At 72.6% G+C, this 14,088-nt stretch carries 11 protein-coding genes and 1 pseudogene; 3 read left to right on the top strand and 9 right to left on the bottom strand.

Annotation, left to right across the window (positions count from 1 at the left end; all coding sequences use genetic code 11):
• Window positions 1-13 precede the first annotated feature (13 nt).
• Together AB0G63_RS31580 and AB0G63_RS31575 are read right to left on the bottom strand one after the other, a co-directional pair.
• Window positions 14-169: a hypothetical protein gene (locus tag AB0G63_RS31580; protein ID WP_360757257.1), complete on the bottom strand. Its 156-nt coding sequence runs from the start codon at window positions 167-169 to the stop codon at window positions 14-16.
• Between the two features lie 208 nt (window positions 170-377).
• The gene (locus tag AB0G63_RS31575; RefSeq protein ID WP_360757254.1) at window positions 378-812 is read right to left on the bottom strand and encodes a cupin domain-containing protein; all 435 of its coding nucleotides are present in this window, start codon (window positions 810-812) and stop codon (window positions 378-380) included.
• Between the two features lie 209 nt (window positions 813-1,021).
• Here AB0G63_RS31575 and AB0G63_RS31570 point away from each other — a divergent pair, with 209 nt between their 5' ends.
• Complete coding sequence (locus tag AB0G63_RS31570; RefSeq protein ID WP_360757252.1) at window positions 1,022-2,068, top strand: TauD/TfdA family dioxygenase; 1,047 nt, start codon at window positions 1,022-1,024, stop codon at window positions 2,066-2,068.
• 18 nt (window positions 2,069-2,086) lie between these two features.
• Here the strand turns inward: AB0G63_RS31570 and AB0G63_RS31565 are convergent, their stop codons facing one another.
• The 4 genes from AB0G63_RS31565 to AB0G63_RS31550 form a co-directional block, all read right to left on the bottom strand.
• A complete protein-coding gene (locus tag AB0G63_RS31565) occupies window positions 2,087-3,121 on the bottom strand; it encodes an LLM class flavin-dependent oxidoreductase (protein ID WP_360757249.1) in 1,035 nt (344 codons plus the stop codon).
• A 68-nt stretch (window positions 3,122-3,189) separates the two neighbouring features.
• Window positions 3,190-4,692, bottom strand: a complete 1,503-nt coding sequence (locus AB0G63_RS31560; protein WP_360757247.1) for a metallophosphoesterase — start codon at window positions 4,690-4,692, stop codon at window positions 3,190-3,192.
• 85 nt (window positions 4,693-4,777) lie between these two features.
• The gene (locus AB0G63_RS31555) at window positions 4,778-5,428 is read right to left on the bottom strand and encodes an NAD(P)-binding domain-containing protein (RefSeq protein WP_360757245.1); all 651 of its coding nucleotides are present in this window, start codon (window positions 5,426-5,428) and stop codon (window positions 4,778-4,780) included.
• 110 nt (window positions 5,429-5,538) lie between these two features.
• On the bottom strand, window positions 5,539-6,219 hold the full coding sequence (locus AB0G63_RS31550; protein ID WP_360757243.1) for an SMI1/KNR4 family protein: 681 nt from the start codon (window positions 6,217-6,219) through the stop codon (window positions 5,539-5,541).
• Window positions 6,220-6,637: 418 nt separating this feature from the next.
• Here AB0G63_RS31550 and AB0G63_RS31545 point away from each other — a divergent pair, with 418 nt between their 5' ends.
• Entirely contained in the window at window positions 6,638-9,034 is a 2,397-nt protein-coding gene (locus AB0G63_RS31545; RefSeq protein WP_360757240.1) for a M4 family metallopeptidase, read from the top strand.
• A gap of 84 nt (window positions 9,035-9,118) precedes the next feature.
• Here AB0G63_RS31545 and AB0G63_RS31540 read toward each other — a convergent pair whose 3' ends face one another.
• The 3 genes from AB0G63_RS31540 to AB0G63_RS31530 all read right to left on the bottom strand — a co-directional run bounded on the left by AB0G63_RS31540 (window position 9,119) and on the right by AB0G63_RS31530 (window position 11,987).
• Entirely contained in the window at window positions 9,119-10,318 is a 1,200-nt protein-coding gene (locus AB0G63_RS31540; RefSeq protein ID WP_360757238.1) for a glycoside hydrolase family 64 protein, read from the bottom strand.
• A gap of 173 nt (window positions 10,319-10,491) precedes the next feature.
• The gene (locus tag AB0G63_RS31535; RefSeq protein WP_360757235.1) at window positions 10,492-11,247 is read right to left on the bottom strand and encodes a dienelactone hydrolase family protein; all 756 of its coding nucleotides are present in this window, start codon (window positions 11,245-11,247) and stop codon (window positions 10,492-10,494) included.
• A gap of 119 nt (window positions 11,248-11,366) precedes the next feature.
• Complete coding sequence (locus AB0G63_RS31530; protein WP_360757232.1) at window positions 11,367-11,987, bottom strand: L-threonylcarbamoyladenylate synthase; 621 nt, start codon at window positions 11,985-11,987, stop codon at window positions 11,367-11,369.
• 579 nt (window positions 11,988-12,566) lie between these two features.
• Between AB0G63_RS31530 and AB0G63_RS31525 the strand changes: the two are divergent.
• A pseudogene (locus tag AB0G63_RS31525) lies at window positions 12,567-14,086 on the top strand (helix-turn-helix domain-containing protein).
• Window positions 14,087-14,088 lie beyond the last annotated feature (2 nt).

Raw genomic sequence — 14,088 nt, 5'->3', positions numbered from 1 at the left:
CCGACGGCGTGGTTCACGCTCGGGGCTGGTCCGCGAGGGCGTGGGTGAGGCCCGCGAGGATGTCCTCGGGGACGGCCTGCGAGGTGGCGAAGTTCAGCCGCAGGAACGCGTCGGCGTCGGGGCCGAAGGGGGCGCCCCCGTCCAGCAGGACGTTGCCGGCCTTCAACACCCTTTCGACGGGGGGTCTTCGAGCGCGAGCCGCCGGACGTCGATCCAGGCCGGGTAGGCGGCTTCCGGTGCGTGGTACCGCAGGCGCGGCATTCGCGCTTGCAGCACCTCGGCCGGCCGTCGGCGGTTTCGGCCCAGGACGGTGAGCAGTTCGCGTTGCCAGGTGTCACCGTCGCGCAACGCACGCGGTGTCTCCCCGGCGCGCGGGATCACTCCACGTCGCAGCCCGGGTTCGGCGCGTCCTCGGAGAACGGCGCGCCGTGCGGCAGGACGTACAGCACGTCGAGGACCAGCGGCGTGTCGCCCTGGTTGCGGCCGAGGTGGACTTCGTCCGGCCCGCTCGGCTCACGCACCGTGGTGCCCGTCCGGTACACGCCGTCCACCGTGCAGTCCGCGTGGTAGTGGGTGAGGGTGCCCTGCCGCACGAAGCCGTAGAGCGGTCCGTCGTGGTAGTGCCAGCCCGTGCTCTGCCCCGGCGGGACGGTGATCTCCCGCAGCACGTAGTCGGTGTCCCCGATCGTGGTCTGGCTGATCAGCCGGCCGGTCACCCCCGGTCCGGGAGGCGTGGCGCCGGCGGTGCCGCAGGTCAGGACGGTGCCGGCGACGACCGTGCCGACGACGGCGGTGCGAAGTGCGTGGCGCATGCGGAAGACCTTCCGGGACGAGGGACCGCGAAACGGGTACCGCCGCGAACATAGAGGCTCGGCAAGGGGATCGGTGGCGGAACGATCCCATTCGCCCCAGCGTTTCTTCCGGTGTCACGGACGGCGTGAGGAGTGATCGACCGGGGGAGAGAGCAGGGAGAAGGGGCCCGGCTCGACCGGAGCCGGAGCGGACGAGTGGTGGAGCGCGTATGACGGCGGAGCGGGGCGCCGGGCGGGACACGGCGGCGGCCGACCCGTCCGCCGAGCCCGACGCGGCCACGGCGATCGATTCCGCGGCGATCGATTCCGCGGGGATCGAGGCCGCGGGGATCGAGGTGAGGCCGGTCGCCGGGCACATCGGGGCCGAGATCACGGGCGTCGACCTGACCGGCGACCTCGGCGACGCCGTGGTCGCCGCCATCCGGGCGGCGGTGCTGCGCTGGAAGGTCGTGTTCTTCCGCGGGCAGCACCTCGACCACGCCGGGCACATCGCGTTCGCCCGGCGCTTCGGCGAACCGGTCGTGCTGCCCAGGCGCGGCAGCGCCTCCCCGGCGGACTTCCCCGAGGTCGAGACGACCGCCGACCGGCTGGAGCTCGGCGGACGGTTCGGCATGGACCACGACGAATGGCTGCACCGCCGCCGGCACACGCTGCTGCGCGGCTGGCACTGCGACCACGGCGCCCGCGTCGACCCGCCCGCGGCGACGATCCTGCGCGCCGAGACGGTGCCGCCGTACGGCGGCGACACCACCTGGTCGAACCTGGCGGCCGCCTACGCCGGACTGTCCGCGCCGGTCAGGGAGTTCGCCGACGGCCTCAGGGCCGAACACCGCCTCGGCGTCGGCTACCAGCCCCGGCCCGGCGACGACGCGTACCTGCGGCACCTGCTCGACCACCAGGTCGCCTCCCTGCACCCGCTGGTGCGCGTGCATCCGGAGACGGGGGAGCGGGTGCTGTTCGTCAACGGCTACTACGTCGAGCAGATCGCCGGCCTGTCCCGCCCGGAGAGCCGGGCCGTGCTCGACATGCTGCTGGAGCAGGCGACCCGGCCCGAGTACACGGTGCGATTCCGGTGGGAGCCGGGCAGCGTGGCCTTCTGGGACAACCGGGCCACCATCCACCTCGCGCCCGCCGACAGCGCCCACCTCGGATACCCCCGGATCATGCACCGGGTGATGCTCGCGGGCGACGTGCCCCTCGGGGTGGACGGCAGGCCGTCGGAGCCGGTCGTGGGCACCCGGCCGGGCCTCTGGTGACGCCGGGCCTCCGGTGACTCAGCCGGCGGGGCGCCACCCCAGCGCCGGGCCGAGCTTCGTGGCGATGTCGGTGAGGATCTGCACGTAGTCCTCGTGCTCGAAGGTGAACGGCAGCGCGAACGCGACCTCCTCGACCTCGCGGAACGCGGCCTGCGCGGAAAGCCGCTCGGCGATCCGGTCCGCGGGGCCCACCAGGTCCGGCGCGAACAGCAGCCGCCCCGGTCCCTGCGGAGAAGCGGTGCGGGGCAGGCGCGCGGCCGCGTACTCCTCGTACTTCGCGCGCTGTCCGGGCGAGGCGGAGTCGGTGGGGATGACGACCAGGCCCTGCGAGACACGGGCGGCCTCGCCGTCGGGGTGGGCGGCGCGGAAGGCCCGGATGAGCGACAGCTGAATCCCGGCGAAGTCGAACTCGGCCGCTCCTTCCGGCCCCTCCGCCTTGACGACGCTGCTGGTCAGGAAGTTCATCCCGTGCTCGCCGGCCCACCGCGCGGAGGCGAGGCTCCCGCCGCCGTACCACATCCGCCGGCCCAGCCCCGGGGAGTGGGGCTGCACCCGGTCGCTGAACACTTCGAAGCCCTCGGTGCCGCTGAAGTCCGTGGCCCGCTCGCCGCGCACGAAGTCCAGCAGGCGCCGTACCCGCTCGTAGCCGAAGTCCTCGGCGTCGGCCGTGTCCGGGTACAGCGCGTCCCTGACCCGCTCGTAGTGCATCGGCGGGCCGGTGCTCACGCCCGGGTTGAGCCGTCCGCCGGACAGCAGGTCGACCGTCGCCAGGTCCTCGGCCAGCCGCAGCGGGTTCTCCCAGCCGAGCGGGATCACGGCGGTGCCGAGCTCGATGCGGCGGGTGCGCTGCGAGGCCGCGGCGAGGACGGCGACGGGGGAGGAGATGCCGTACTGCAGGTGCCGGTGGCGCACCCACGCGCTGTCGAAGCCGAGCCGTTCGCCCAGCTCGATGATCTCCAGCGTGGACTCGTGCCCGCGGCGCGGGTCCGCCTCGTCGAACAGTCCGATCGTGAGGAAGCCCAGCTTGCGCAACGGTCGTGGGGTGGACGGCACGGAGCTCTCCTGCGGTCGTACGTCAGTGCTGGCTCCGATTGTCGCAGGCGAACATTGCGGCAATGTGATCAGATCAGCGGGATGATCACCTCGTCCTCCACGGGCGGGTCGATCTCCTGCGCGCGGTTGCCGGTGGCGGCGTGACAGCGCAGCCGGATCGCCTCGGGGGTGACGTCCAGGCGCAGGAACTGCTTGAAGAACGGCGGGCTGTACGTCGCCGAGCCCGGCGAGAACAGCCGTGTGTACAGCTTGCGCACCGGGAGCCGGAACCGCGAGGTGCGGTCGGGACGGCCGCCCGCGCCCAGCAGGCTCGCCAGCAGACGCATCCGCCGCGTCACCCGCACCGGGCCGCCCGGCGCGCGGGTCGGCGGGATGCCCAGGCGTTCCGAGACCACCGCCGTCGCCTCGGCCTCGGTGAGGGCGAAGAACCGGCGCAGCCGCAGCCGGCGGCCGTAGAGCGCGCTGTAGAAGGCGAGGGAGTCGCCGCGCAGCGGGTAGCAGCGGAAGTCCCGCTCGGTGACGCCGGCGATGCCGACCCGGGGGATGGTGTGGGTGGCGTGCATGAACGCACCGCCGCCGCCCGAGACGACGTACTGCACGGTGCGGCCGTCCACCTGGACCGGATAGCGCTGGTAGTTGTGGATGTCGCCGCCGATCGCGGCCACGTAGCGGTGCTCGGGCGCGCGGACGATGTCGTCGACGGTGCCGCCGCCCTCGATGGGACAGGGGTGGTGCTCGCCGTCCACGTACAGGGGCGAGCCGGTGATCAGGATCTTCGGGCGGGGTCCCTTGGACACCTCGCGCAGCCATGCGCCCTGCTCGGCGTCGAGGGTGCCGAGCAGTCCGGTGTCGATGCCGACGATCCGCACCGGCCCGGCGTCGATGGCCCAGTACGGGCCCGGCTGGACGGCCTGCTGGTCGGCCGACGACCGCAACTCCCTGGCCTTCTGGAGGTGCTGACCGTCCGTCGGGCGCGGCCGGTGCCACAGGAGCGAGCGCAGCCAGGCGCGGGTGAGCGGGCGCGGCGCCGGTTCGGGGGCGAGGGGCGGGGCGTCGTCGCAGAAGACGCGCATGAAGGCGCCCAGGTCCTCGTACCAGTCGTGGTTGCCGGGTATCGCGTATATCGGCGCCCGGTAGTGCTGGTAGGGGCGGAAGAACTTGGTGTCGTAGTCGTCCGCGCTGCCCACCGGGTAGATCACGTCGCTGGCGATGACGGCGAAGTCGGTGCCCCGGCCGGCCTTCAGCAGGCCCGGCACGACCGCGTACTGGGAGTCGTCGCCCTCGCCGGTGTCCCCGACGACCAGGAAGGAGAAGCGGTCCGGGCCGTCACGCCGGATCACCTTGTCGGCCGGTGCGCCGGCCGCCGCGCGCTGCGCCACCCAGCGGCTGCGGGTACGGCCCGTGGGATCCCCGAACCAGGAGGCCAGCACGCCGTTGCGGGCGGCCCACAGCGTCTTCGGGCTGAGCCAGGAGAGCTTCTCGACCTTGTGCGGCATCAGCAGCTGGTAATCGCCGCGTTCCGCGGTTCCCCAGCCGGCGCCCGCGGCGGTATCGCGTGAAGAGTCAGACACCGGTGCACGGTAGCAACGAGCGCAGCCGGTGATCGAGGCCGGTCAGGTTTCAACTCGGGTGCTCACGCTGACGTTTGGCTGCCCGTCAGGGAGCGATGATCTTGATGCCGCTCATCCAGCCGTGCCCCTCGGGCCGCGTCTGCAGCGCCATGTGCAGCAGCTGGAAGCCCTCCAGTTCGCGGGCGTGGTGCAGTCCGCCGACGTCCACGGGGTTCAGGCCCCCGGAGGAGGCGAGTTCGGCGACCCGTGCGCGGGCGTCCGCGTCGTCCCCGGCGATGAACACGTCCAGCGGGATCCCGGCGACCTCGCCCGCCACCAGGGTCCCGGCGAACGTGGTGTTGAAGGCCTTCACCACGTCGACTCCCGGCACGGCCGCCGCGGCGATCTCCTCGGCCGCGGACGAGCCCGCCGGCACGGTCAGGGAGTCGAAGGTCGAGAAGTCCACCGGGTTGGAGATGTCGACGACCGTCTTCCCCGCCAGCCGCTGCCCGTAGGAGGCCACGACCTCCTTGGCGGCCTCGAACGGCACGGCCAGCACCACCACGTCGGCCTCCCCGACCGCGTCCGCTTCGGCGGCCGCCGCGTCCCCTCCGGGCACCCGGCGGCCCAGCTCCCCGGCCAGCTCCCGCGCCCCGGCGGGATCCCGGCCGATCAGCCGCACGGAGTGCCCGCCGGCCAGCGCCCGGGTGCCGATCCCGCCCGCCATGTTCCCGGTGCCGACGATGAAGACCTGCATGGACCGCGCCCTTCCTGCGTGACGAACGACACGAACCAGCCTAGATCCCCTCGAACCGGACGGCTCCCCGGGAGCGGTGGGCTGCAGGTCAGGGGCCGGTCAGGGGCCGCTCAGGGGCCGGTCAGGGTCGTCCGCTCGGCCTCCTCCAGCCAGCGCAGGTACCAGCGGGCGAACGTCAGCGGTGTGCCGTCGTCGTCGAGGAGCGGGGCGAGATCGACGTCGTCCGCGCGGCAGTCGGACCAGACCGTGCCCCGCCGGGTGCCGCTGACTATCAGCCACTCCCGCTGGGCGCAGCCCAGGTGGCAGATCGCGACGGCGCCGACGGTGCGATCCGGGTCGAACAGGACCGCCGCCCACCTCTCGTCCCACGCCTCCATGGCCTCGTCGAAGTCCTCGATGTCGGTGAAATCCTCCTCCTCGGGGCACTGCGAGAGCAGGCCTTTCAGCAGTTCGGGGTCCGGGCCGTGCTCCGGGAACGGCTCCGCGAGCCTGCCGAGGTCGGCCAGGTCCGCGCCGTCGCCCTCCCAGCGCCAGCGGCCCCGCACGCGCCGCACCGGGAAGACGCCGTACGCGGGCCCGGCGCCGCCCGCGCCGACGTGGAGCAGGAAGTCCCGGTACTCCTCGGGCAGCCGCACGCCCGTCTGCGTCTCGAGTTCGGCCAGCTCGGCGGGCGCGAGCGGTTCATCGAGCACCCACTCGTGTCCTACGGCCCCGAAAACCTTGCTCCCGGCTGCCGTCGCGCCCGCGGCCGCGACGCGCTGACGCACGCCCGCCCACCACTGATCGGTCATGGGACAGACCGTACGCGCCGCCACTGACAACCGGCCCCGGCGGCCTGCCCGCGCCCTGCCTGCGCCCCCGCCGGGCGGCCTGCCCGCGCCCTCCTGTGCCCCGCCGGATGGCCCGACCGCGCCCCGCCGGATGGCCCGACCGCGCCCCGCAGGGAGGCCGGTTCCGGCCGAGTCCGGGCGGGCCGTCCCTGGTCAGCGGGCTGCCCCGCCCTTCCGGTGCGCGGACAGAGGGATAACCCTCGAATGCCCGGAGCAGGGCTGACATGACCTGGTCAATCCTGCCATCCTCAACTGCCGCGCACCCCCCACGTGCCCGTCGCACCGTCACGGTCCCGCACAGCTGTCTCGTCCCGGTCAGTACACCCGTCTGCCCGGTCTGTTCCCGGCCGCCCCCGCGGCCGTCGCAGTAGGAGAACGAGTGAGACGCATTCCCCGCAAGCGCGTCGCGGTAGGAGCCCTGGTCTCCACCGCAGCCATGCTCGCCGTCGGCATCCAGTCGGTCCCGGCGACCGCCACGCCTGCCGCCGCCCACCCCAGCCCCCTGCGCACCGGTGGCCTCGAGGCCAAGCTGACCCCGGCCCAGCGCACGGCGCTGATCAAGAGCGCGGAGAAGAAGACCGCCGCCACCGCCCGCACGCTCGGCCTGGGCGCCAAGGAGAAGCTCGTCGTCAAGGACGTCGTCAAGGACAACGACGGCACCGTCCACACCCGTTACGAGCGCACCTACGCCGGCCTCCCGGTCCTCGGCGGAGACCTCGTCGTGCACACCCCGCCCGCCTCCAAGGCGTCCGGCACGGTCAGTACGACCTTCAACAGCAAGCGCACCATCAAGGTCGCCTCCACCGCCGCCACCCTGACCAAGGCGGCGGCCGAGACCAAGGCGCTCAAGACGGCCCGCGCGCTGGACGCCAAGCAGCCCGCCGCCGACAGTGCCCGCAAGGTGATCTGGGCGGGCAACGGCACCCCGAAGCTGGCCTGGGAGACCGTGGTCGGCGGCCTGCAGGACGACGGCACGCCGAGCCGGCTGCACGTCATCACCGACGCCACCACCGGCAAGGAGCTCGGCCGCTACCAGGACATCAAGACCGGTACCGGCAACACCCAGTACAGCGGCACCGTGACGCTGAACACCACGCTGTCCGGTTCGACGTACCAGCTGTACGACACCACGCGCGGCGGCCACAAGACGTACAACCTGAACAACGGAACGTCGGGGACCGGCACCCTGATGACCGACTCCGACGACGTCTGGGGCACCGGGGCCGGCTCCAACACCCAGACCGCGGGTGCGGACGCCGCCTACGGCGCCCAGGAGACCTGGGACTTCTACAAGAACACCTTCGGGCGCAGCGGCATCAAGAACGACGGCGTGGCCGCCTACTCGCGCGTCCACTACAGCAGCGCCTACGTCAACGCGTTCTGGGACGACAGCTGCTTCTGCATGACCTACGGCGACGGCTCCGGCGGCACCCACGCGCTGACCTCGCTGGACGTGGCCGGCCACGAGATGAGCCACGGCGTCACCTCCAACACCGCGGGCCTGAACTACAGCGGTGAGTCGGGCGGCCTGAACGAGGCGACCTCCGACATCTTCGGCACCGGCGTGGAGTTCTACGCGAACAACTCCACCGACGTCGGTGACTACCTCATCGGCGAGAAGATCGACATCAACGGCGACGGCTCCCCGCTGCGCTACATGGACAAGCCCAGCAAGGACGGCTCCTCCGCCGACAGCTGGTACTCCGGTGTCGGCAACCTCGACGTGCACTACTCCTCGGGCCCGGCGAACCACATGTTCTACCTGCTGTCCGAGGGCAGCGGCAGCAAGACCATCAACGGCGTCACGTACAACAGCCCGACCTCCGACGGTGTCGCGGTCGCCGGGATCGGCCGGGCCGCGGCTCTGCAGATCTGGTACAAGGCGCTGACGACGTACATGACGTCCAGCACCAACTACGCGGGCGCCCGCACCGCGGCCCTGAACGCGGCCGCCGCGCTGTACGGCACCAACTCCACGCAGTACGCCGGCGTCGGCAACGCCTTCGCCGGCATCAACGTCGGCAGCCACATCACCCCGCCCAGCAGCGGCGTCACGGTGACCAACCCGGGCAGCCAGTCCTCCACCGTCGGCACCGCGGTGAGCCTGCAGATCTCGGCGAGCAGCACCAACAGCGGCTCCCTGAGCTACTCCGCGAGCGGCCTGCCCACCGGCCTGTCGATCAACAGCTCCACCGGCGTCATCTCCGGCACCCCGACGACGGCGGGCACCTACAGCACCACCGTCACGGTGACCGACTCCACCGGCGCGACCGGCACCGCCTCCTTCACCTGGACGGTCAGCTCCAGCGGTGGCGGCGGCACCTGCACCTCGGCCCAGCTCCTGGGCAACCAGGGCTTCGAGTCGGGCAACACCACCTGGACCGCCTCCAGCGGCGTCATCACCAACTCCAGCAGCCAGTCGGCCCACGGTGGCTCGTACTACGCCTGGCTGGACGGCTACGGCTCCACCCACACCGACACGCTGTCGCAGTCGGTGACCGTCCCGAGCGGCTGCAAGGCGACGCTCACCTTCTACCTGCACGTCGACACCGCGGAGACCACCACCAGCACGCAGTACGACAAGCTGACGGTCACCGCCGGATCGACGACCCTGGCGACGTACTCGAACCTGAACGCCGCCTCCGGCTACACCCAGAAGTCGTTCGACCTGTCCTCCTTCGCCGGCTCCACCGTCACCATCAAGTTCAGCGGCGTCGAGGACTCCTCGCTCCAGACCAGCTTCGTCGTGGACGACACCGCCCTGACGACCAGCTGATCCACCGCACACGCACACGCACACGCACACGCACAAGGACCTCACCCCGCACCGCGGGGTGAGGTCCTTCGCCTCGGCTTCGCGTCAGTTCAGCGGGTCGAGCGTCAGATAGGCCTGCTGGGGGCTGCCGTCGTGCACCAGCGACTCCTGGTTGCCGACGTCGTCGAAGGCGAACGCGTAGGCCTTGCCGTCGGCCATCTGCGCGTGGACGGCCCGGGCGTAGTGATTGGTCACCGTGTCCTGGTAGAAGTTCGCGGCGGTGGTGTCCGGCTGGTCGGAGTCGACCAGCAGCGTGGAGCGGTTGAAGCCCGCGCACAGGGTGCGGGAGATCGGGCCGCGCACCTGGTCGTTGGGGGCGTCGAGCAGCTTGTGGCAGCCGAAGACGCTGTCGGCGTCCGGCTTCTGGAAGCTGGTCACCACCGCGCCCGAGGCGTCGGTGAAGTTCATGACGCCGCCCGACACCCGGCCGTAGTACTTGGTGCCGGGCCGGTCGGCGAACGGGGTGACCGTCAGCGTCGACGTCGTGTACTTCTGCCAGACACGGTTCACGTAGTCGTCCATGACGGTCGCCGGGAGCGCGCCGGTCTCCAGACCGTGTCCCGGGGACAGCGCCCGCAGCACGGTGCCGTCGGAGCGGGTCTGGATCAGGCCGGCCCAGCCGCCGGGCTGCCCGCGCAGGGCGGAGAAGAAGCCGTTGTAGCCGCCGGACTTGAGGTGGCCGGTGGTGGCCGTGGTCCCGTCGGAGCGCTGCACGCCGACCGCGTAGGGCACGGAGAACATGTCCACCTGCGTGCTGTTGATCCACAGCCCGGAACCGTCGAGCGTGTACTCGGACCAGTTGAACAGGATGTCGCGGTTGGGGTCGCTCGGGTTCTGCACGGCGGGCTGCACCAGACCGCCGGTGGTGAGCTTGAAGACGAGCTTCTGGCCGTAGGAGAAGTAGATGCGGCCGGAGAACCTGGGGATGCGGATCGTCGTCGACTGCCCGGCCGCGGGGCCGGGGATGGCGGCGTCGGGCGCGGGCGTCGGCGGGTTGCCGCCCGCGGGCCAGGCGTGGAAAGTGCCGGCGGCGTCCGCCCAGCCCTGCTGTCCGGTGCTGAGCCGGGTGCCGAGGTCGTAGATGTAGACGGGCTCGCCGCGGCCGGAGTTGTTCGTCACCGTCAGGGGGATGGTGTCGGGCACCGCCGCCTCGGCGGTCGAGGGCGAATGGGCCGCGAGGACCGCGCCGAGCAGCGCGGTCGCCGCGGCCGGTGCCAGGAGCCGGCGCAGGGGCTTTCTGAACACGCTCCACCTCCGTGGGGGTTCACGAGTTGTGGGGGGATCTCACGAGGCGTGGGTCCGCAGTGGTCCGTACCTTCATGAGAGCGCTCTCAAAGTGGCACCCAGGCGCGTGCATGTCAATAAGATGAACAATGGGGGCGGACGGCGCCGGCCGGCGCCGCTGTCCGCCCCGGTCCTCAGAAGGTGCGCTCCAGCAGGTCGAGCAGCACGGCCCAGTGCCGCTCGGCGCCCTCCTTCTGGTACGCGGCCGTGTCGGCCTGGGTGTAGCCGTGGCGGGCGCCCGGGTACACCTCGCAGCGGTGCCGCACGCCCGCCGCGGTCAGCGCGTCTTCGAGGATCTTCATCTGCTCGGGCGGCATCGAGGGGTCGTCGTCGGCGTGGCCGAAGTACAGCTCGGCGGTGATGTTCCCGGCCGCCAGGTGCGGGCTGTCCGGCGCGTCCGTGGCCAGCTGCCCGCCGTGGAAGCCGGCCGCGGCCGCGACCCGGTCGGGGTACGCGCCGGCGGTGCGCAGCGCCAGCCGGGCGCCCATGCAGTAACCGGTCAGCGCCACCGGGCCGTCGGCGACCAGCGGGGAGTCAGCCATCCAGCGCAGGTAGGCGCCCGCGTCGCGCATGGCGAGGCCGGGCGTCAGCGACCGCATCACCGGGCTGATCTGCTGCCAGATCTCCGGCCGCGCGCCGGGGTCGATGAACTCGGGCAGGTCGAAGACGGGCGTGCGGCCGTGCCGGTAGAAGACGTTCGGCAGCAGGACCGTGTAGCCGGCGCCGGCGAGCCGGTCGGCCATCGACCGCAGGTGCGGCCGGATGCCGAAGGCGTCCATGAACAGCAGGACGCCGGGGTGCGGGCCGCCGTCGTCGGGATGGACCAGATAGGCGTCGGCGACGCCGTCCTCGGTGGGGACGTCCACGGCTGTTCCCTGTACGGAGGTCATGAGGGGCTGCCTCTCTGCGGTCGACGGCGGAAGCGCGCACCACCGGCCCGACCTGGGCCGGATGATCGAATGCCCATGTTTCCACGGGGCGAGACGCCCGCTTCGTCCGCCCCCGGGTCTCACTCGAACCGTGTCGCGTCCCCCGCGCCGCGCCGTACGATCTCCGCCTCGCCGCCCGAGAAGTCGATCACCGTCGTCGGCTCGGTGCCGCACTCGCCGGAGTCGACCACCGCGTCCAGCACGTGGTCCAGCCGGTCCTTGATCTCCCAGCCCTGGGTCATCGGCTCCTCCTCGTCGGGCAGGAGCAGCGTGCTGGACAGCAGCGGCTCGCCCAGCTCGGCGAGCAGGGCCTGGGTGACGACGTGATCGGGGATGCGCACGCCCACCGTCTTCTTCTTGGGGTGCTGCAGGATCCGCGGCACCTCCCTCGTCGCGGGCAGGATGAAGGTGTAGCTGCCCGGCGTGGACGCCTTGATCGCCCGGAACACGTCGTTGTCGATCCGCACGAACTGGCCGAGCTGCGCGAAGTCCTGGCAGACGAGGGTGAAGTGGTGCCGGTGGTCCAGATGACGGATGGAACGGATGCGTTCCACCCCGTCACGGGTGCCCAGCCGGCAGCCCAGCGCGTAGCAGGAGTCGGTGGGGTACGCGATGAGGGCGTCCGCGCGGACGAGGGCGGCGATCTGGCCGATGGTGCGCGGCTGGGGATTGTCGGGGTGCACGTCGAAGTACTTGGCCATCTACCGAGCTTATGCCGTCCGCGCACGCGGACCGCACAGGGACGACCGCGGACGCGCTGCGCCCGCGGGGCGGAGGGACTGCGCGGGCGTGGTGAGCGGGGCTGTGCTGGGGGCAGGTTGCGCCGGTGGGCACCGGCGGGCGACACCGGCGGGGCTGCGGTGGGTCGATGGGGGTCGGCGGGAGCGGAGAGGCCGGGCTGTCGGGGGGTGGGGTCGGCAGGGGCCGCGCCGTCGGGAGTCGATGGGGGTGTGCCAGCGTGCACGGACGCGCACGGACGTGTACGGACCCGGTTGTGCCGTCAGAGGGCGCTGGGGCTGCCCGTCGGGGCCGTTGGAATTGTGCCGGTGGGACCGGGCGGGCTGAGCCGACGGGGATGGATTGTGCCGGTGGGCGCCGACTCGGCCGCGTAGTCGGGGGCGACCGGGACGCGTTGTCAGGGGGCGGCCGGGACGCGTTGTCAGGCGGCGACCGCGGTCGGGCGTCGGGTGTCGGGTGTCGGGTGGGTCGTGTGGCTCGTGTGGGGTAACGTCCCCGAGCGATGTGCCGAGGCCGACGCGCTGGACGAGGAGAAGCCCGACATGGCCGGCCGCGAGGACGGGACCCGTACCACGGCGGTGACGCAGGACGACGGCCCGGCGTGGGCGCAGCAACTGCTCGACCACCTCCGGCCCACCGGACGCGACGTCCGCAAGGTCGTCGCCTGGCCGGCCGGCGCCGTGCGGGGCACCGCCTGTCTCCAGGACGGCACCGCCTGTCTCCAGGACGGCTCCGGCGCCCTCCTCGCCGGCACCCCGACGCCGCTGGAGGAGGACCTGACCGCCGACATCGTCTCCGGCCGGATCGCCTCCGCCGCGTGGGACGGCCGGGGGCGCCATCTGCGCCTGGTACGGGTCGAGCGGCCCCGGCCCGCGTCGGCCGGCGTACTCGTGGCCGCCCGCGAGACCCCTTCGACCGGCGGGCCTCCGACATCGTGACGTACACCGCCCAGGTGCTGGAGGTGCTGCTCCGGGCGCGTGCGACGTCCGCCGCCGGACGCCGGCTGGAGCGGGCCACCGCCGATCTGCGCCTGGCGATCCTGCAACTGCTGATGGTGGAGGACACCGTCTCGGCGCGCCGGGTGGCCGCGGGCTTATGGCCCGGTCTGCTCGACGCGGACACCGCGTGCGTGTACGTGCTGGAGGGCCACGTCGACGACCGCGACCGGACCGCCGAGGAGTGCATCGAGGCGACGGGCGAGCGGGTGCTCGTCGTGCGCTGCCCCGCAATGGACGCGCACGTCATCGTCGTCGCACCGCACGACACGGCCGCCGACGAGCTGCGCTCCCTGATCGGCCGGCGGCCCGGCACCTTCCTCGGCGGCAGCGCCCCGCAGCGCCTCGCCCGCACCGCCGCCGCCTACGGTCAGGCCGTCAGCGCCCTGGCCGTGGCCCGCTTCCGGCCCGACCGGCAGGCCGTGTACGCCGAACGCACCCACCCCGAGCGGCTGACGGACCCGGCCGCGCTGCATCACTGGACCGCCGGGGTGCTGCGTCCCCTGGACGGTCTGGCCCACCACTCCCGCGCCGAACTCCTCGCCATCACGCGGCTGGGCCTGGAGTTCACCGCCGTCAGCGCCGCGAAGGTGCTCGGCGTGAGCCGGAACACCGTCCGCGCCCGCATGGAGCGCGTGGAGGCCCTGCTGCGGACGGACTTCTCCGGCCTCGCGGTCCGCGCGGTCGTCCACCTGGCGCTGAACGCGCACGCGGGCCTCACCGAGGCGCCGCCGCGGGCCGGCACCGACGCCGCGGCGCGGGTCCGGCTCGGCGACCTCCTCACCGGCGCCGCCCTGCGCACCTGGGCCGACGACCTGCTCGGACGCCTGGCCGCGGACAGCCGCGACCTGCGTCGCACGCTGCGCACCTGGATCGCCGCCGGAGGCAACGCCGAGCGGGCCGCGCAGACCCTGGGGGTGCACGCGCAGACCGTGCGCGAGCACGTCCGCAGCGCGGAACCGGTACTGGAACGTCAGCTCCTCGCCGCCGGCCGCGACCTCTACGAGGTGGTCCTCGCCCATCTGGCCCTCGGCGCCCTCGAACCGCCCGCCCTCCACGGGGCATAACC

The sequence above is a fragment of the Streptomyces sp. NPDC020996 genome (assembly GCF_040641355.1).
Taxonomy (GTDB): Bacteria; Actinomycetota; Actinomycetes; order Streptomycetales; family Streptomycetaceae; genus Streptomyces.
This window is presented reverse-complemented; position numbering and strand designations above follow the sequence as displayed.

What these genes read in the sequence shown, in the direction of transcription:
- AB0G63_RS31575 (WP_360757254.1), bottom strand. Translation starts at nt 812, where the DNA reads ATGCGCCACGCACTTCGCACCGCCGTCGTCGGCACGGTCGTCGCCGGC.
- AB0G63_RS31570 (WP_360757252.1), top strand. Translation starts at nt 1,022, where the DNA reads ATGACGGCGGAGCGGGGCGCCGGGCGGGACACGGCGGCGGCCGACCCG.
- AB0G63_RS31555 (WP_360757245.1), bottom strand. Translation starts at nt 5,428, where the DNA reads ATGCAGGTCTTCATCGTCGGCACCGGGAACATGGCGGGCGGGATCGGC.
- AB0G63_RS31550 (WP_360757243.1), bottom strand. Translation starts at nt 6,219, where the DNA reads ATGACCGATCAGTGGTGGGCGGGCGTGCGTCAGCGCGTCGCGGCCGCG.
- AB0G63_RS31535 (WP_360757235.1), bottom strand. Translation starts at nt 11,247, where the DNA reads ATGACCTCCGTACAGGGAACAGCCGTGGACGTCCCCACCGAGGACGGC.
- AB0G63_RS31530 (WP_360757232.1), bottom strand. Translation starts at nt 11,987, where the DNA reads ATGGCCAAGTACTTCGACGTGCACCCCGACAATCCCCAGCCGCGCACC.